Here is a 17,299-nt window from a genome sequence, read left to right on the forward strand (position 1 = left end):
CTCAATTATTACTTGGGGGTTATTTTTCTATTAAAGCCGCCAAGTAACGCTCTTCCAATTCGATATACTGTTTTTGTGTCGAGGCAATTTTTTCGTCAAGCTCAGCGATTTTTTGCTCTAGCTCTGCGGCGTCTTGTGACAAATCTTGGGCGTCTTGAAGTTTTAATGTTAATCGTTTTTGCTCTTCTTCGAGCTCTGCATTAAATTCTTTTAAGTTTTCTAGCTCTTCCATGTCTTGGCTGCTTAACTCGCTGTGTATCGCTGACGATGAATGAAAATCTACGTCGCTTGGCGACCTCAGTTTTCCCTCGAGCTCTTCGCGTAAAAGTCTTTGTTTTTCAAGATCATTCTCTAGCATTTCGATGTAAAGCTCAGATTCATTGACCATAAGCCTCAACGCACTTAGCTTCGCAGTCTGTTCTGCTGAGAAAGCATCAGTCTCTTCAGTAAAATCCCCCTGATACAAGAGGTCTTCCATGTTTTGCATCGCATCGCGCTCTTGATCAAAGACATCTCGAATATCAATAGACTGAATGCTGCTCTTACTGTTCTGCAGTAACGCTTTTTTTTGCTTTAGCGCTTCATCGCGCTTAGAAACATCGATCTTCAGATTATGCTTAATGACTTGTAGATTTTGTAACTTTTGTTCTAATCGTTTAACCACTCGACTACTTTCAAGTAAAGACCTTTCTAAGCGCGCAATCGATATATCGTATTCTCCAAGGTGCTTAATACCGCCTTCATTGTCTAATTTTGCACTCCGTACTTCCTCTTTTAAAAACTCAATAATAGATTTTTGATCGGCTGCTAACTGCTTAAGGTCTATGATTTTATCATCTAATTCAGAGCGCACTGAGTGGAGGAAATCAGACTGTTCTGACCCATCTAAAAACTGCTCTAAAGCATTAATATAGTGTGCGTCTTTATCCTCTCCTTCTTCTCTAAGATCTACCAAATGCAGCTTTAAACGCTCGAAAAACTCATACATACTCGCCATCTCAGCCCTAAGTAGAGCAAGAGATTCGTCAAGTTGAACCTCAACCGCCAACTGACTTTGTAATTTATCAAGCTGCCTATTTAAATCAGAAGTGATGCTCACCTGAGCAAACACCTTGTCGCCCGCTTTTTGTATGACTTTATTTAATTCTCTTAGCAAGGACTGATTCACTTTTAGGGATTTCAGTAAACCATCAATTTCTTCTGCTCGATCTACTTTGTATAAAATACTTTTAAAGGCTTCTAATAATGCCGCTAATTCGGTGTTAGGAACAGATTGCTCTATGATGCGTATTTCAATTTCTAAAAAGATAGCCCAGCATGACAAAGAGGCACGACCTGAAAAGTCTTTTGCCGAAAGCTCTGTAAGCAACTGACCGCAGATGTTTTTCTGCTGCTCTAGCAGAGAGAGCCATTGAGCTTTGTCGTCGGGTGAAATATTTTGCGTGTCGATTGTCTTCTGACTCGCAGTGTCGTCATTTATTACACTCGCATCTGCTGCCATTTTTTTTAATGAAATATAACGCGTCAACATAAAAGCAAGCATTACGCATAAAACAACACTCGAGAGAATTAATCCCCATTGCCAAATAAGCATGCTACCGCAACCTTCTATCTGCAAAAAACAAAACAAGACCTTCATCAAAGCAAGAGTTAAGAGATTTTACAACAAAAACAAAAAAAGCAGGCCTGGCCTGCTTTTCTTTATCAACAATTAATTAACGCTTTCCCATCAAAAATCGAGTGGCTCTTCACTTTCTTCAGCTTCAACATCAAGGTCACCACCCTTTTTTTCAGCTTTCGGTGTTTTAGGCAATAAGTCCTCACGGATCTTGGCTTCAATCTCTTTCGCTATTTCTGGATTATCAGCTAAATATTGCGCAGCATTGGCTTTACCTTGACCTATTTTACTGCCACCGTAGGCATACCAAGCGCCAGCTTTATCAACAAACCCTTGCTTAACACCAAGATCAATAACCTCACCCATACGATAAATACCGGCACCGTACATGATTTGAAATTCAGCTTGCTTAAAGGGAGGGGCAATTTTATTTTTTACCACTTTTACTCGGGTTTCGTTACCAATCACTTCGTCGCCCTGCTTAACAGAGCCAATTCGACGAATATCCAAGCGAACAGAAGAATAAAACTTAAGAGCATTACCACCCGTTGTTGTTTCTGGAGAACCAAACATGACACCAATTTTCATACGAATTTGGTTGATGAAGATAACAAGACAGTTCGCGTTTTTAATAGAGCCCGTTAGCTTACGCATTGCCTGAGACAACAAACGAGCCTGAACACCCACTGAAGAACTGCCCATTTCCCCTTCAATCTCAGATTTAGGAACAAGGGCAGCCACTGAGTCAACAATGATCACATCAACACTGTTTGAACGTACCAGCATATCTACAATCTCAAGCGCTTGCTCGCCCGTATCTGGCTGGGAAATAAGAAGATCGGCAATATTAACGCCTAATTTTTCCGCATAAGATGGATCTAAGGCATGTTCAGCATCAATGAAGGCGCATGTTTTGCCTTGCTTTTGCGCCTCAGCAATCACGCTCAACGTCAGCGTTGTTTTACCAGAAGATTCTGGACCGTAGATTTCACAAATACGTCCATAAGGAAGGCCACCGGCACCTAACGCTATATCTAAACCTAATGACCCCGTTGATACCGTATCGATATCCAGCTTAGAGCCTTCACCCATTTTCATGATGGCGCCTTTACCAAACTGGCGCTCAATTTGAGACAGCGCCGCGTCCAGCGCTTTTTTCTTGTTGTCTGCGATAGATGACATAGTGAAATCCTTGTGGCTACTTTTCGTTGTGACTAATTGTCGTTGTGGTAACTTTAGCGTTTTTCTACGCCAATCTCAAGAAAATACTGTATATAAAAACAGTATTTAGTTTGGTGATTTAAAACAGCGTTTTTATCCCTTGCAAAGCAGCTAAAACAGTCATTTCACGAACCTGGCTGCGATCGCCGGGGAACTGATGGCGTACCACTTTTGCTGGCTCACCACGCAACTGCCAACCTATGTAGACACAACCCACTGGTTTTTCGGCCGAACCACCCGCTGGGCCCGCCACACCGCATACCGCAACCGCAATATCACCACCCAACTGCAAAGCGCCTGAGCACATTTCTCTGACCGTTTGTTCAGACACAGCACCAAAATCTGACAGTGTTTCTGCCTGCACGGCAAGCCCTTGTATTTTTGCGTCATTAGCATAACTGATGACACCTCCATAGAACCAAGCCGAGCTGCCTGCAACCTCTGTACAAACCGCACCAATAAGTCCACCAGTGCAAGACTCCGCCGTCACCAATAAGTATCCTTTGGCCTGTAATATGTTGCCCACTTCTTGCGCCAAATCGGTCAATGTATACTTTGGATTCATTGTCATTATCCTTTAAATACCTGATAGATATCCCGTAGAATACCCCTCTAATTTTTGGATCACAATCGAGCTAGCCTACATGAGCAATACACCAGCAGATAATCACACGCCTATGATGCGCCAATATTTTGGCCTTAAGTCTCAGCATCCAAATCAACTACTATTTTATCGTATGGGAGACTTTTATGAACTCTTTTACGATGACGCAAAACGTGCTGCTCAATTACTTGATATCACCCTAACCGCGCGCGGACATTCTGGTGGTATGCCTATTCCTATGGCTGGCATTCCCTTTCACGCAGCAGAAAACTACATTGCGCGTTTAGTGAGAATGGGAGAATCTGTCGTTATAGCAGAGCAAACCGGTGATCCAGCCACCAGCAAAGGGCCGGTTGAACGCCAAATCGCTCGCATTGTGACACCAGGCACTATCAGTGATGAAGCCTTCCTTGAGGAAAAACGCGAAAACCTTTTGTTGTCTTTAGCCCATCAATCACGCAAAGGCCTTGACGTGTTTGGTTTCTCTTATTTGGACATGGCCAGTGGCCGCTTTTGCCTCTTTGAAATAGATGGCCACGAAGCCCTTTCCAGTGAACTACAGCGCCTGTCACCAAGAGAAATCTTGATTTCAGAAGACTTTCCAGCCAGAAGCACATTAAAATTGGAAAAAGGCATCTGCGAACTGGGCCCATGGCATTTCGACTATGACTCCAGTTACCGCCAACTCATTCAGCAGTTTAATACCAAAGATCTGTCTGGATTCGGCTGTGAAGCCCTCACCGCAGCGATCGCTTCTGCTGGTGCATTGCTTCAGTACGCGAAAGACACCCAACGTTCCGCTTTGCCGCATATTCAAGCCATCACGGTTGAGCACAGAAACGATTCAGTCTTGATCGATGGCGCCACTCGCCGCAACTTAGAAATCGACATTAACCTGACCGGTGGCACCACCAACACCTTAGTGGAAGTGCTAGACCAATGCGCATCCCCTATGGGAAGTCGTTTACTAAAACGCTGGCTACACACACCTGTTCGTGACTTAAATGAAATTCAAGCACGCCAACAAGCTGTCACCGAGTTGCAACAGGTGCAGGCTTATGAGCCCCTCAGAAATCCGCTAAAAAAAGTCGGGGATTTAGAACGCATTTTATCACGAGTAGCGTTACGCTCCGCTCGTCCTAGAGACCTACAACGTCTAAGATTCGCCCTAGAAGCCGTTCCCGAAATTAATGCGTTATTGGCTAAGGCCAAAGAAGAGCGCCTTAGCAATCTTAATCAACGTATTGTAGCTCAGCCCGACATCACAGACACACTGACGAAAGCCCTTGTTGAAAATCCTCCCTCTGTAGTACGAGACGGCGGCATTTTTGCTAAAGGTTATGATGAAGCGCTAGACGAACTGTTAGCCTTATCCACCAACGCAACAGACTTTTTGGCGGAAATGGAGCGCAGCGAGAAAGCACGCACAGGCATTAGTTCTCTTAAAGTGGGATTCAACCGTGTTCATGGATATTACATTGAGATCAGTCGACTGCATTCAGACCAAGCGCCTGTTGAATACATTCGCCGCCAAACACTGAAAAACGCTGAACGCTTTATCACTCCAGAACTAAAAGCTTTTGAAGACAAAGCCTTAAGCGCAAAATCCAAATCGTTAGCAAGAGAAAAAGAACTCTATGAATCCTTGTTAGATCAACTTAACCAGGTTCTTAGCGAATTACAGACCACCAGCCAAGCTCTTGCACAACTGGACGTTTTACATAATTTTGCTGAGCGAGCGGCCGCCCTCAATCTTAATTGCCCAAAACTGCACCATGGTGACGGCATCCAGATCATCGGCGGCCGACATCCTGTTGTGGAGTCGGTGATATCGGAACCTTTTGTACCCAACGATCTTGATCTTAATAGCAAACGTTCCTTATTGATGATCACCGGACCTAACATGGGTGGTAAATCGACTTACATGCGCCAAATCGCTCTGATCACCTTATTGGCGCATACCGGCTGCTTTGTGCCAGCGCAATCCGCTTCCATCTCCGTGGTTGATCGAATCTTTACTCGAATGGGTTCATCAGACGACCTTGCAGGTGGTCGATCTACTTTCATGGTTGAAATGACAGAAACGGCTAACATTTTAAACAATGCCAGCCAAAACAGCTTGGTTCTAATGGACGAAGTAGGACGTGGTACCAGCACCTTTGATGGCCTCTCCCTTGCTTGGGCGGCAGTAGATTACCTCGCTAAAGAACTGAAGTGCTATGTCCTATTTGCTACCCATTACTTTGAACTCACTACCTTAGCAGATCAGTTAGAAAACGCCGCCAACGTTCATTTAACGGCCACCGAATACGAAGATGAAATCGTTTTCTTACACAAGGTACATGAAGGACCAGCGAGTCAGTCCTATGGACTGCAAGTGGCACAATTAGCTGGCGTACCTAGAGAAGTGATTGGACATGCGAAGCACAAGCTTAAAGAACTGGAGGTCATAACAGGCATTGAAATCAAGAGCCCACACACGCACACTGACGTTAAAAGCAAAACAAAAAAAAGCTCGGTAGAAGAAAAACTCGGCGTTTATCCACCTCAACAAGCGGATCTCTTTCTTCAAGCAGAGCAAAATGCCCTCAAGCACGAGATAGAAGCGCTCGATTTAGACAATATGACACCACTAGAGGCGATGAATATGCTCTATAAACTAAAATCCCAACTGTAATGAGTATATGTTGCTGTCGGCATAAGCTAATAGCAGATAAATGTAGACTATTTACGATTGTTGCTTGCCGCGAAATAGTCTATACCTCTAAAATACGCGCAATCACTTTTTATAGCTTGTAAGGAGAAGTCGAATGGCTTTCATCGTTACCGATAACTGCATTCGTTGTAAATACACAGACTGCGTTGAAGTTTGTCCTGTTGACTGTTTCTACGAAGGTCCAAACTTTTTAGCCATCAATCCTGACGAGTGTATCGACTGCGCTTTGTGCGAACCAGAATGTCCAGCCAACGCCATTTTCTCTGAGGATGAATTACCCGAAGACCAGGAAGTGTTTGTTGAGTTAAACAGAGACTTGTCATTGATATGGCCAAATATTACTGAAAAGAAAGAGGCCCTTGCGGACGCCACCCAGTGGGACGGAGTTGAAGACAAGCTAGAACACTTAGAGCGTTAATAGCGGGATAGAAAAGTAAAAAAGCGACCCTATGTCGCTTTTTTTATGTCTAAAAAAAACAGCACATATACTGAATTTTTAAACAAAAAAAAGGGTGGCTATGGCCACCCTACTTTTTGCTCACATCCTGTTAAGCAACTCTTCCGGTGAGTAGAACATCACTGTTTGTCTCATCCTTAAGTATCCAAACTATCCCACACATGGTGCAATCCGTCTAACCACGACATCCATATAAGCTATCCTTCGCTTGCGAACATCCTAATTCGATCCTAAACACTATCCTTAGCATTTAACGTTGCACATCATGTGCTGTCATCCATGAACTTGGTTTGGATGTTTATTAATTTAACAGCTTTCAGGACGTAGTCAAATTTCTAGAAAAAAGAAATAAAACCATAAAAACCATATAAATCAATATCATAAAAACAAAACCGACCTAATCAGACATTTGAGCACATAACAAACGGAAAAGTCTGACAGACTTGTAAGAATTGGATTACAAGGAAAACCACCCAAATAGAAATCCAACCTAGACCCGAGTCTTCTTAAAACCTTATACGGCCAATAAAAACTCATCCGCCCATTTGATCGCGTCCAAATAGGTCTTTTTGAGGTCTTCTAAATCTTGCTGACTGCTAATCGTATGGCCGTTGCCATAATGCTCTACCAAATCAAGTGCATTACCTACCCGACCCGTACGATGAACAATGGCATTAATGTATTCACTCGGCAGCGGTAACTCAGCCAAGACATCATCTAACCGCATGCCGGTACAGACATCGATCATAGACAGCATGCCGGCTAAGAAGTACTTTTCTTGATTATCGTAACCACGATGCACCGCAAGCAACTCAGTGTGTTTAGCGCGCACCATGATCTGCTCCAGCAACACATGTCTGTCACCCACCATTTCCGACATGAGCAATAGATTGGTCAGCCATTTTAGTTTCTCTACACCAATCAGTATAATGGCTAAGCGTACTGAATCGACCGAAGCCACCAAGCCTGTTAACGGTGAATTGAGATAACGAAGCAGTTTATGCACCAGACCGGCATCTTGACTGACAATCTGCTCTAGTCTGTCTACACTGATCGATGAGGTGTTCAGCAGAGATGACATAAGTTGTAACAAGGTCATGCTGTTTACCTTGGAGGATTTACTCGACATCACTTCTGGCCGCTCAAAAAAGTAGCCTTGATAATAGTCCACCCCTAAAAGCCGACAGAACTGATAGTCTTCCCAGGTTTCCACCTTTTCAGCAATGATGATGGTATCGAATCCTTTTAGTGCCTCTACTTGCTTATGAAACCCCTCATGCCCAAGAGCAAGGATGTCAAGCTTGATATAGGTGGCCAACTCCACAAAAGGAATCAGCTTACTGTCAAATACAAAATCATCGAGAGCGATCGTACAGCCTAGCTTAACGAGGCGTCGTAAAGAAGCAAGCAAAGCTGCATCAAAACCCGCGTTCTCTAACACTTCGATAACGATGTTCTCGTTATTAATAGGAACGCCGCTTGGACTCAGTAGGTATTCTCGAGGAAAATTAATAAAGGCTTTGTTAGTACCGACTAAGTTATCCATGCCAAGCTCAAAGAGACTGGCAGCAATCACTTGTGACGTTGCTCCAACAGGATCAAATACATCAGCCTGATTTGCCGCCGCGCTACTACGATAAAGAAGTTCGTAGCCCATAACCGCTAAACGACTATTGATGATTGGCTGCCTTGCCACCGCAATATTGGCGTGTGCTAAAGACGCTTTTTTTGTCATAACGAATCCATTTCAAAAACAGGAGACTTGATTTACTACAATACCTAAAGATTGACATTGGGCACAGACAATAATCTTGATAACATGGCCGGTACTATAAATGCAAAATACTGTGGGGAAAATAATGCCAATATATCGCTCCAAAACGACAACATCAGGCCGCAATATGGCCGGAGCTCGCGCTCTGTGGCGTGCCACTGGAATGACTGACGATGATTTTCAAAAGCCAATCATAGCCGTGGTCAACTCTTTCACTCAATTTGTACCGGGTCATGTACATCTTAAAGACATGGGCCAGCTGGTCGCTCGTGAGATCGAAGCCGCTGGCGGTGTAGCGAAAGAATTTAACACTATCGCTGTCGACGACGGTATCGCCATGGGTCATGACGGTATGCTTTACAGTCTTCCCTCTCGTGATCTGATCGCAGATTCTGTTGAATACATGGTTAACGCCCATTGCGCTGATGCTATGGTGTGTATCTCCAACTGTGACAAAATCACACCTGGGATGCTCATGGCAGCTATGCGCCTAAACATACCTGTTATTTTTGTGTCTGGCGGTCCAATGGAGGCGGGCAAAACTAAATTGTCCGAGAACAAACTTGACCTTGTCGATGCCATGGTTATCGCTGCAGACCCAACCGCATCCGACGAAAAAGTAGCCGAATACGAGCGTTCAGCGTGCCCAACTTGTGGCTCTTGTTCTGGCATGTTTACCGCGAACTCAATGAACTGCCTGACTGAAGCGCTTGGCCTAAGCTTACCAGGTAACGGCACGACTCTAGCCACTCACTCAGACCGTCGTCGTTTGTTTTTAGAAGCGGGGCGTCGCATTGTCGACATCACTAAACGTTTCTACGAAAATGATGAAGCAAACTGGGCTCCGCGCTCTATTGCCAGCTTCGAAGCCTTTGAAAATGCCATGACGTTGGACATTGCCATGGGAGGCTCTACCAACACCATCTTGCATTTATTGGCGATTGCCCTTGAAGCTGGCGTTAAATTCACAATGGAAGACATCGATCGTTTGTCTCGTAAGGTGCCTCAGCTTTGTAAGGTTGCGCCAAACTCACCGAAATACCACGTTGAAGATGTGCACCGTGCCGGTGGTATATTTGGTTTACTAGGCGAACTGGATCGGGCCGGTATTTTACACAACCAGTGCCACACAGTGCATTCGAAAACCATGCTCGAAGCATTAGAGACTTGGGATATTATGCGTTCACCAACGCCCGAGATCATCGAGTTTTATAAAGCAGGTCCTGCTGGCATCCCTACGCAAACTGCATTCAGCCAATCTACTCGCTGGCCTTCTCTGGATGGCGATCGTGCAGAAGGTTGTATTCGCTCTATCGAAAACGCTTTCTCCCTTGAAGGTGGCTTAGCTGTACTTTATGGCAACATCGCTGTTGATGGTTGTGTAGTAAAAAGTGCCGGTGTAGACGAATCAATTCTTGTTTTTGAAGGTCGTGCCCATGTAACGGAGTCTCAAGATGAAGCAGTGAAAAACATTCTTGACGATAAAGTCGTAGCGGGTGACATCGTTATCGTTCGATACGAAGGTCCTAAAGGCGGCCCAGGCATGCAAGAGATGCTGTACCCAACGTCTTACATTAAGTCTAAAGGGTTAGGAAAAGCCTGCGCACTATTAACTGACGGTCGTTTCTCTGGTGGTACATCCGGCCTGTCTATCGGCCACGTTTCACCTGAAGCGGCTGCTGGTGGCGCAATCGGCTTGGTTGAAAATGGCGACCGTATATTGATCGATATCCCAAATCGCACGATTAATGTTTTGCTTAGCGATGAAGAGTTACAAACACGTCGTGATGCAATGAATGCAAAAGGCACAGACGCTTGGAAGCCTGTCGAAGAACGACCACGCAAAGTGTCCCCTGCATTAAAAGTGTATGCTCACTTTGCAACCAGTGCAGACAAAGGGGCTGTGCGCGACATTAGCCAAATCGAATAATTTCTAACAACATCAAGGCCGCTTCGCTAAAGACAAGCCGAGCGGCCTTTTTTCATTCATCACAGGATAACTCACTTAATGCTCAGCTATCGTCATATCTATCATGCAGGCAACCACGCTGATATATTAAAACATTTGACCGTCAGTCAAATATGTCGTCATTTTATTAAAAAAGACGCCCCTTTCTTTTACTTAGACACACACGCTGGCATTGGTCAGTATTCTCTGAAGTCAGAACAAGCGCAAAAAAACAAAGAGTACCATTCAGGCATTGCCAAGTTGCTTGACGCTAAACGCCTACCTGAACCCATTGAAGCGCTTCTTGATATTGTTCGTGACACGAACCCAACAGATACACTGGATTTTTACCCCGGCAGCCCTAAAATCGTAGACTACTACGTTCGTCAAAAAGATAAACTTCATCTTTGTGAATTACATCCTAACGACTATCCGACGCTGGCCGCCCTTTTCCCTAATAAACGCAAAGCCAATGTCGTAAAAGAAGACGGCTTTGCAGCCGTAAAAGCCATGTTGCCACCACCTCAAAAACGCGGCTTTGTTTTGATGGATCCCCCCTATGAAGTTAAAAAAGACTATCAACACGTCGTTCAAGCGTTAAAAGATGGTCATCAGCGTTTCCCTCAAGGAACCTATGCAATATGGTACCCAGTATTAAACCGTCAACAGGCCAATGAGTTTTTAAAAGCGATCAAGGCAACACGTATTCGCAATATTTTATTGCTCGAACTTTGCATTAGAGACACAGAAAAAGAGCGCGGCATGGCCGGAAGCGGTATGATTGTCGTTAATCCACCTTGGACTCTAGAAAAAGAAGCCGGGGAGTTTTTACCTATTTTAAGCAATATACTGGCAGAAGATACTCAGGCGAGCCATCAGGTCACTTGGATCACCCCTGAATAACCATCAATAGCCTAAAAGGAGCGTGCCCATGAGTCCCCCATTTGAGTTAGCGTTTAAATATATGCCAACCCCAGCGTTTATTATTGAAAGCCACACGGGGAAACTACTGGCTTACAACCGAAACTTTGAAGTTTTGTTTGAAAACTTTAATGCTACGCCAGCAGACACTTGGGACACGCTTTGCGAAGACGCCGTTTCATTGAAAGATTGGGCGAGCCTCAATGAGCAGATTCAAAATGGCCATATCAACCGCTGTGAAAGTCTCATCCGTGTGGGCGATAAACTCATCAATATGCAACTTGAGATGCAGGCTATGGGAGATTCAGTATTAGCCTGTGTTTATAATACGGATCATATGGATCTCGCTGCGGCTGAGAATACCCTACTCAAGTTTGCATTAACTGAGTCATCCGCTGGACTGTGGATATGGGAAGTCGAGTCCGATCTGGTCTCTTGCTCTAAATCGATTGCCAGCTTACTGCACTGCTCTCTTGAAAAAACACCGCATTCAACGGAAGAATGGCATAAGATTGTTCACCCAGACGATGTCAAAAGACTCGCCCGTTTAGTCGACGAACACGTTACTCACAACCAAGAACACTACGAAGTGGAATATCGCATTTTAAGAAGTGATCAAAGTTACTTGTGGGTAAAAGAGCACGGAAAAACCTACTCGAAAGATGCCAACGGCAAGGTGAAAAAGATCGTCGGCTTTGTCGTCGACATTAGCCATCAAAAAGCGCTAGAAGAACATTTGCGCAATCAAGCCACTTTTGACGAGCTAACAGGGCTGCTCACAAGAGGGGCCGCGATCACTCATTTCAAAAAACAACTGGGGTTAGCCAAACGTCAATACACACCATTGACTATGGCAAAAATCCACCTAGATGCACAAAACCGTTTAAATACCCTTCCTATGGAAGCACGCAATATTGCTATTCAGACGTCCGCTCGTTATATCTACAAAAAAATTCGCGAAGCGGACGTATTGGCCCGGGTCGAACCTGATAAATTATTACTGTTACTGCCTAACACCAGCGTGAAAGACGCTAAAACGCTGCTGAACCACATCATTCATCCTAAAGAAGATGAAAAAACCACTCTGTTAGAGGGTAATTCAGACCCGATGGATTTTTGTATTGGCATTGCCGTCTTCCCAGAAGACGGTGAAACCATTGAAGAGCTTGCCCTGAGCGCTAACCAAGCAGTAGAAAATGGCCAAGAAAAAAACAAACAAATATCCGTGAACTAGGCCAAATCACCCTGAAGGCTTAATGCACCCTATACGGCACAGTATGGGGTGCATTCCTAACCGGAAATTATGCCGCACTGGTTCTTTGGTAAACAGAAAAACGGTAGTCGTAAGGATTGGGTCCTTCCGCGTCAAATGCTTCCTCCCCTATTAAAGTAAACGACGGCCAATCTACTTCTGGGAAGAAGGCATCGCCTTGTACTTCGGCATCAACGTGAGTAATGTACAAACGATCTGCCCGTTCAAGTGCCAGTTGATAAATTTGTGCCCCACCGATCACCATCACTTCGTCCTGCCCATTCACCAAGCAAATATCTTCACCCAGAGAAATAGCGTCTTCCAGCGTATTCACCACATCAATGCCCTCTGCTTGATAAGTGGGATCTCGGCTGATGACAATATTGCGACGACCTGGTAGTGGCTTACCAATCGATTCAAAGGTTTTACGCCCCATGACAATGGGCTTGCCCATGGTCGCTTGTTTGAAGTATTTAAGATCATTCGGCAAATGCCAAGGCAAGGCATTATTAATACCAATCGTTCGGTTGGTAGACATGGCGACAATAAGTGACAACATAAGATAACCTACGTAAAAATTTGGGCTCTTCTTTACTCAAACAAAATCCAAGAGCAAAGGCTTCTGATATAATCAAGGGTTTTTATTATACGCATTTAATCGTGTTCGTCATGGCTTAACAAACAAGGCTCTTTCATGAAACAGTATCTAGATCTTTGCCACCGTATCGTCAATGAAGGCGAATGGGTTAAAAATGAACGCACTGGCAAACGCTGCCTAACCGTTATCAATGCTGACCTAACCTATGACGTGAGCAAGGGTGAGTTTCCTCTCGTCACGACTCGAAAAAGTTATTGGAAATCTGCGATTGCGGAAATCATCGGTTATTTGAGAGGCTACGACAACGCGGCGGATTTTCGTGCGTTGGGCACGAAAACGTGGGACGCCAACGCTAATCAAAACGAGGTGTGGTTGAACAACCCCTATCGCAAAGGCGAAGATGACATGGGACTTTGCTATGGCGCCATAGGCCGACACTTTCCGAAACCAGATGGTGGTCATATCGACCTGTTGCAGCAAATCATTGACGATCTTAGTCGTGGTGTGGATAACCGGGGAGAAATACTCACATTTTATCACCCAGGCGCGTTTCACATGGCGTGTCTTCGTCCTTGCATGTACAGCCATCACTTCTCTTTACTTGGCGATACACTGCATTTAAACAGCACCCAACGCAGCTGCGATGTGCCACTTGGTCTAAACTTCAACATGGTTCAAGTGTATGTTTTACTTGCTCTCATTGCGCAAATCACAGGCAAAAAACCAGGCAAAGCCTTTCACAAAATAGTAAACGCTCACATCTATGAAGACCAGCTAGAACTGATGCGTGATGTACAATTAAAACGCGAACCTTATCCACTACCAACATTAAAAATCAACCCAGAGATCAAGTCTCTCAAAGACATAGAGACCTGGGTTACCATGGATGACTTTGAGGTAGAAGGTTATCAATTCCACGATGCCATCGCTTATCCTTTTTCTGTTTAAACAAAAACACCAACCAGACATAGGGCTGGTTGGTGTTTTTAAATCCGTACCGGCTTATCGTTTAGGTGCTAACGTTTAGACTGACTTTTTTTGAGGTTTTTTAGAGGTTCTTTTTCGGGAAACGTCTTCAGCTTAAACCCTGCCACCATTAAGCCCACACCGACCAATACCATAGGAAGCGACAGCATCTGCCCTTGTGTTACCCAACCAAAAGCAAGATAACCAATCTGAGCATCGGGCTCGCGGACAAATTCCACTAAAATTCTGAACAGACCATAACAAAGTAAAAACAGGCCGGAGATACAGTAGCGAGGTTTGGCCTTTTGCGAAAAAAACCACAAAACACCAAACAGTACCACGCCTTCTAAAGCGAATTGATATAGCTGAGAAGGATGACGAGCAAGCTGCGAAGGATCATTCGGAAAAACCATCGCCCAAGACACATCCGTTGGCTTACCCCAGAGTTCGCCGCCAATAAAATTCCCGAGCCGTCCCGCACCTAAACCAATGGGCACAAAAGGGGCTAGAAAGTCCGTAACATCAACAAGGTGCTTTTTGTAACGTCGAGCAAAAAAGAACATGGCGACAATGACGCCTAAAAGACCGCCGTGAAAAGACATTCCTCCTTCCCAAATTCGCAGAATACTTAGCGGGTCAGCCAATAAGGTAGGAAATTGATAAAACACGCTATAACCAATTCGACCGCCTAGTATGACCCCTAAAGCACCATAAAAAATCGCATCACTCACCATTTCTGGTGTCCAAAGTCCGTTTGAGTGCTTCGCTCGATACATGCCAAGAGCATAGGCAGCAGCAAAACCGATGAGATACATAATACCGTACCAATGCACGGCAAGAGGGCCTATAGAAATGGCGACCGGATCAATATTTGGGTAAGAAATCATAACTTAGTAAAACGCCTCTGGCCGATTTATGCCACATTACTGGTTTTGGATGGTCGAATTAATCGCTCAATATTGGCTTCACGCATGAGTCGCGTCATAGTTTGGGTTACGGCTTCCGCGTGAGACAACATCATCACTTCACTGAGCATATGCTGAGCCTGCTCCAAGGTGATATTACGAATGACGGCCTTTACTTTTGGTAAGCTGGTGGAACTCATAGACAAAACATCGTATCCCATAGCCATGAGCAAGATAGCCCCCATTGGATCCCCAGCCATTTCACCACAGACACTTAAGCCGACACCTTCGTCTTTCACTTGATCAACAATACTGTTTAATGCTCGCAGCACAGAAGGGTGAAAAGAATTGTACAAATCGGCTACGCGGGGATTATTTCGATCTACGGCCAACAAGTACTGAGTGAGGTCATTGCTGCCCACTGATAAGAAGTCTACCAATTCAGCCAGTTCCTTAACCTGATACACGGCTGCTGGTATCTCTATCATGACACCCACTTGTGGCATGATGACGTTGTAACCTTCCTCTTTTATTTCTGCGTAACCACGGCGGATAAGCGCGAGCGCCTCCTCTACTTCGGCCACATTTGAGATCATAGGTAACATAATTCTAAGGTTATGCAGATCCGCACTGGCTTTTATCATGGCACGAATTTGTGCCATAAATATTTCCAAATGGTCCAATGTGACCCGAATACCACGCCATCCTAAAAAAGGGTTTGCTTCGTTAATAGGGAAATACGGCAACGCCTTATCTCCGCCTATGTCTAAGGTGCGCACTGTCACAGGTGCGGGGGCAAAACCCTCTAGTTGTTGGCGATAAATGCCAACCTGCTCCGCCTCGGTTGGAAAACGGTCCCTTACCATGAAGGGCACTTCCGTACGGTATAGGCCAATACCTTCTGCTCCGCGGTCTAAAGAACGCGCAATATCTGCAGACAAACCAGTATTAACAAACAAAGACAAACGATGATGGTCTAGTGTTTCACAGGGTAAATCTTTAAGCGTTTCGTACTCTTCTTCCAGCAAACGCTCTTCATCAACAATTTGCTGATAATTCTCAATCAAGGCATCAGAAGGATAGGTATAAATTTTCCCAAGATAACCATCAACAATCAGATTAACTTTATCCAACTGCGCGTAAGGAAAATCCAAGGCGCCCATCACGGTAGGTATGCCCATGGCCCTCGCTAAAATCGCCACATGGGAGTTGCTTGATCCCATTACCGATACGAGTCCTTTTATCTTATCAATGGGAATTTCGCCGAGCATAGAGGCGGTTAGCTCTTCACCGATAATAATAGAGGGTTCGCTGAAACGTTCGGCGATATTAGGCGCTTTTTCTTGTAAGTGAGACAAAATACGACGCCCAAGATCCCTAAGGTCCGACGCACGCTCACGCAAGTAAGGATCATCCATACGATTGAATTGGCTAATATGAGCCTGAATGACTTGCCTTAACGCCCCTTGCGCCCAGTTACCTTCTTTGATTTTTCGAACGATTTCCCCCGCAATGGAATTATCGTCCAGAATTTTCAGATACACATCGAATAGGGCTTTTTCATCTTGAGACAGATGCTGACTGATTCGATTACTGGCACGACGAATATCGTAGCGTACCGCATCAAGCGCCTGATAAAAGTCTACAATCTCTTGATCAAAGTCTTCTGTATAACGATCGGGAATGACATCAAGATCCGCTGGTGGAAACACCACCACACCACGCCCAATGGCGACACCGGAGCTACCCGGTACCCCCTTATAACGAAAGTCGGATCCGTTCGGTGCTGTGTTCGCATTTAACTGAGTAATAGCACCCGTGGCTTCAGCATGCGCAATGACTCCCGCCAATTGCGCCGACAGAGTAATAAGAAAAGCTTCTTCACCTTCATCAAAACGACGTTTATCTTCATGCTGTACAACCAACACGCCCAACACTTGACGATGGTGGATAATGGGAACACCTAGGAAAGAACGGTAACGCTCCTCACCTGTGCCCTTTAGGTAATGAAATGATGGGTGTATATGAGCGTCATCTAGGTTAACAGGTTCCGCTCTTCGACCTACTAAACTGACTAGGCCTTCATCGGCTTTTAAACTCACTGTACCGGCCATGTCTGCATTTAAACCGCGAGTGGCCATTAAGACATAATCCGTTGTTGTGGTATCCACTAGATAGATAGAACACACCTCTGCCCGCATTGCTCGTCTGACGCGCCGGACAATAATATCCAACGCAGCAGGCAAAGATTGGGCCGCTGTCACTTCTTGTGTAATGCGTCTGAGCAAATTTAGCATGGCTTTCCTGTCGCTCTTTCTA

13 protein-coding genes are annotated in these 17,299 nt (G+C 44.9%); 6 read left to right on the forward strand and 7 right to left on the reverse strand.

All coding sequences use genetic code 11. The annotated features are described in order from the left end of the window. Positions 1 to 19: 19 nt before the first annotated feature. The 3 genes from EBI00_RS09450 to EBI00_RS09460 form a co-directional block, all read right to left on the reverse strand. On the reverse strand, positions 20 to 1,594 hold the full coding sequence (locus EBI00_RS09450; protein WP_123095694.1) for a coiled-coil domain-containing protein: 1,575 nt from the start codon (positions 1,592 to 1,594) through the stop codon (positions 20 to 22). A 135-nt stretch (positions 1,595 to 1,729) separates the two neighbouring features. Further along, positions 1,730 to 2,800 (reverse strand): recombinase RecA, encoded by a 1,071-nt coding sequence (recA, locus tag EBI00_RS09455; RefSeq protein WP_174714916.1) that lies wholly within the window; start codon positions 2,798 to 2,800, stop codon positions 1,730 to 1,732. Positions 2,801 to 2,918: 118 nt separating this feature from the next. Further along, positions 2,919 to 3,404: a CinA family protein gene (locus EBI00_RS09460; protein ID WP_206612577.1), complete on the reverse strand. Its 486-nt coding sequence runs from the start codon at positions 3,402 to 3,404 to the stop codon at positions 2,919 to 2,921. Between the two features lie 79 nt (positions 3,405 to 3,483). Between EBI00_RS09460 and mutS the strand changes: the two genes are divergently transcribed. Together mutS and fdxA are read left to right on the forward strand one after the other, a co-directional pair. After that, a complete protein-coding gene (gene mutS / locus EBI00_RS09465) occupies positions 3,484 to 6,120 on the forward strand; it encodes a DNA mismatch repair protein MutS (protein WP_123095696.1) in 2,637 nt (878 codons plus the stop codon). A 133-nt stretch (positions 6,121 to 6,253) separates the two neighbouring features. Further along, positions 6,254 to 6,577 carry a ferredoxin FdxA gene (gene fdxA, locus EBI00_RS09470; RefSeq protein ID WP_123095697.1) on the forward strand — a complete coding sequence of 108 codons (324 nt, stop codon included), beginning with the start codon at positions 6,254 to 6,256 and terminating at the stop codon, positions 6,575 to 6,577. Positions 6,578 to 7,130: 553 nt separating this feature from the next. Here the strand turns inward: fdxA and EBI00_RS09475 are convergent. After that, complete coding sequence (locus EBI00_RS09475) at positions 7,131 to 8,351, reverse strand: EAL and HDOD domain-containing protein (RefSeq protein ID WP_123095698.1); 1,221 nt, start codon at positions 8,349 to 8,351, stop codon at positions 7,131 to 7,133. Positions 8,352 to 8,475: 124 nt separating this feature from the next. Here EBI00_RS09475 and ilvD point away from each other — a divergent pair, with 124 nt between their 5' ends. The 3 genes from ilvD (at position 8,476) to EBI00_RS09490 (ending at position 12,493) form a co-directional block, all read left to right on the forward strand. After that, complete coding sequence (ilvD, locus tag EBI00_RS09480) at positions 8,476 to 10,320, forward strand: dihydroxy-acid dehydratase (RefSeq protein WP_123095699.1); 1,845 nt, start codon at positions 8,476 to 8,478, stop codon at positions 10,318 to 10,320. Between the two features lie 78 nt (positions 10,321 to 10,398). Beyond that, entirely contained in the window at positions 10,399 to 11,241 is an 843-nt protein-coding gene (locus EBI00_RS09485; RefSeq protein WP_123095700.1) for a 23S rRNA (adenine(2030)-N(6))-methyltransferase RlmJ, read from the forward strand. A gap of 28 nt (positions 11,242 to 11,269) precedes the next feature. Continuing rightward, on the forward strand, positions 11,270 to 12,493 hold the full coding sequence (locus tag EBI00_RS09490; RefSeq protein WP_123095701.1) for a PAS domain-containing protein: 1,224 nt from the start codon (positions 11,270 to 11,272) through the stop codon (positions 12,491 to 12,493). A gap of 67 nt (positions 12,494 to 12,560) precedes the next feature. Here the strand turns inward: EBI00_RS09490 and folA are convergent, their stop codons facing one another. Next, positions 12,561 to 13,070, reverse strand: a complete 510-nt coding sequence (folA, locus tag EBI00_RS09495) for a type 3 dihydrofolate reductase (RefSeq protein ID WP_123095702.1) — start codon at positions 13,068 to 13,070, stop codon at positions 12,561 to 12,563. 135 nt (positions 13,071 to 13,205) lie between these two features. Between folA and EBI00_RS09500 the strand changes: the two genes are divergently transcribed. Then, positions 13,206 to 14,057 (forward strand): thymidylate synthase, encoded by an 852-nt coding sequence (locus EBI00_RS09500; RefSeq protein WP_123095703.1) that lies wholly within the window; start codon positions 13,206 to 13,208, stop codon positions 14,055 to 14,057. A gap of 68 nt (positions 14,058 to 14,125) precedes the next feature. Here EBI00_RS09500 and lgt read toward each other — a convergent pair whose 3' ends face one another. After that, complete coding sequence (gene lgt / locus EBI00_RS09505; RefSeq protein ID WP_123095704.1) at positions 14,126 to 14,962, reverse strand: prolipoprotein diacylglyceryl transferase; 837 nt, start codon at positions 14,960 to 14,962, stop codon at positions 14,126 to 14,128. Positions 14,963 to 14,988: 26 nt separating this feature from the next. Then, positions 14,989 to 17,277, reverse strand: a complete 2,289-nt coding sequence (ptsP, locus tag EBI00_RS09510; protein ID WP_123095705.1) for a phosphoenolpyruvate--protein phosphotransferase — start codon at positions 17,275 to 17,277, stop codon at positions 14,989 to 14,991. Positions 17,278 to 17,299 lie beyond the last annotated feature (22 nt).

It is taken from the genome of Marinomonas hwangdonensis (assembly GCF_003721245.1).
In the GTDB taxonomy this organism is placed as follows: domain Bacteria; phylum Pseudomonadota; class Gammaproteobacteria; order Pseudomonadales; family Marinomonadaceae; genus Marinomonas; species Marinomonas hwangdonensis.

Excerpts from the sequence above, each read along its gene's own strand:
- EBI00_RS09450 (WP_123095694.1), bottom strand. The coding sequence starts at position 1,594 with ATGCTTATTTGGCAATGGGGATTAATTCTCTCGAGTGTTGTTTTATGC.
- EBI00_RS09485 (WP_123095700.1), top strand. The coding sequence starts at position 10,399 with ATGCTCAGCTATCGTCATATCTATCATGCAGGCAACCACGCTGATATA.
- EBI00_RS09460 (WP_206612577.1), bottom strand. The coding sequence starts at position 3,404 with ATGAATCCAAAGTATACATTGACCGATTTGGCGCAAGAAGTGGGCAAC.
- recA (WP_174714916.1), bottom strand. The coding sequence starts at position 2,800 with ATGTCATCTATCGCAGACAACAAGAAAAAAGCGCTGGACGCGGCGCTG.
- mutS (WP_123095696.1), top strand. The coding sequence starts at position 3,484 with ATGAGCAATACACCAGCAGATAATCACACGCCTATGATGCGCCAATAT.
- folA (WP_123095702.1), bottom strand. The coding sequence starts at position 13,070 with ATGTTGTCACTTATTGTCGCCATGTCTACCAACCGAACGATTGGTATT.
- lgt (WP_123095704.1), bottom strand. The coding sequence starts at position 14,962 with ATGATTTCTTACCCAAATATTGATCCGGTCGCCATTTCTATAGGCCCT.
- ilvD (WP_123095699.1), top strand. The coding sequence starts at position 8,476 with ATGCCAATATATCGCTCCAAAACGACAACATCAGGCCGCAATATGGCC.
- EBI00_RS09490 (WP_123095701.1), top strand. The coding sequence starts at position 11,270 with ATGAGTCCCCCATTTGAGTTAGCGTTTAAATATATGCCAACCCCAGCG.
- EBI00_RS09475 (WP_123095698.1), bottom strand. The coding sequence starts at position 8,351 with ATGACAAAAAAAGCGTCTTTAGCACACGCCAATATTGCGGTGGCAAGG.
- fdxA (WP_123095697.1), top strand. The coding sequence starts at position 6,254 with ATGGCTTTCATCGTTACCGATAACTGCATTCGTTGTAAATACACAGAC.
- EBI00_RS09500 (WP_123095703.1), top strand. The coding sequence starts at position 13,206 with ATGAAACAGTATCTAGATCTTTGCCACCGTATCGTCAATGAAGGCGAA.
- ptsP (WP_123095705.1), bottom strand. The coding sequence starts at position 17,277 with ATGCTAAATTTGCTCAGACGCATTACACAAGAAGTGACAGCGGCCCAA.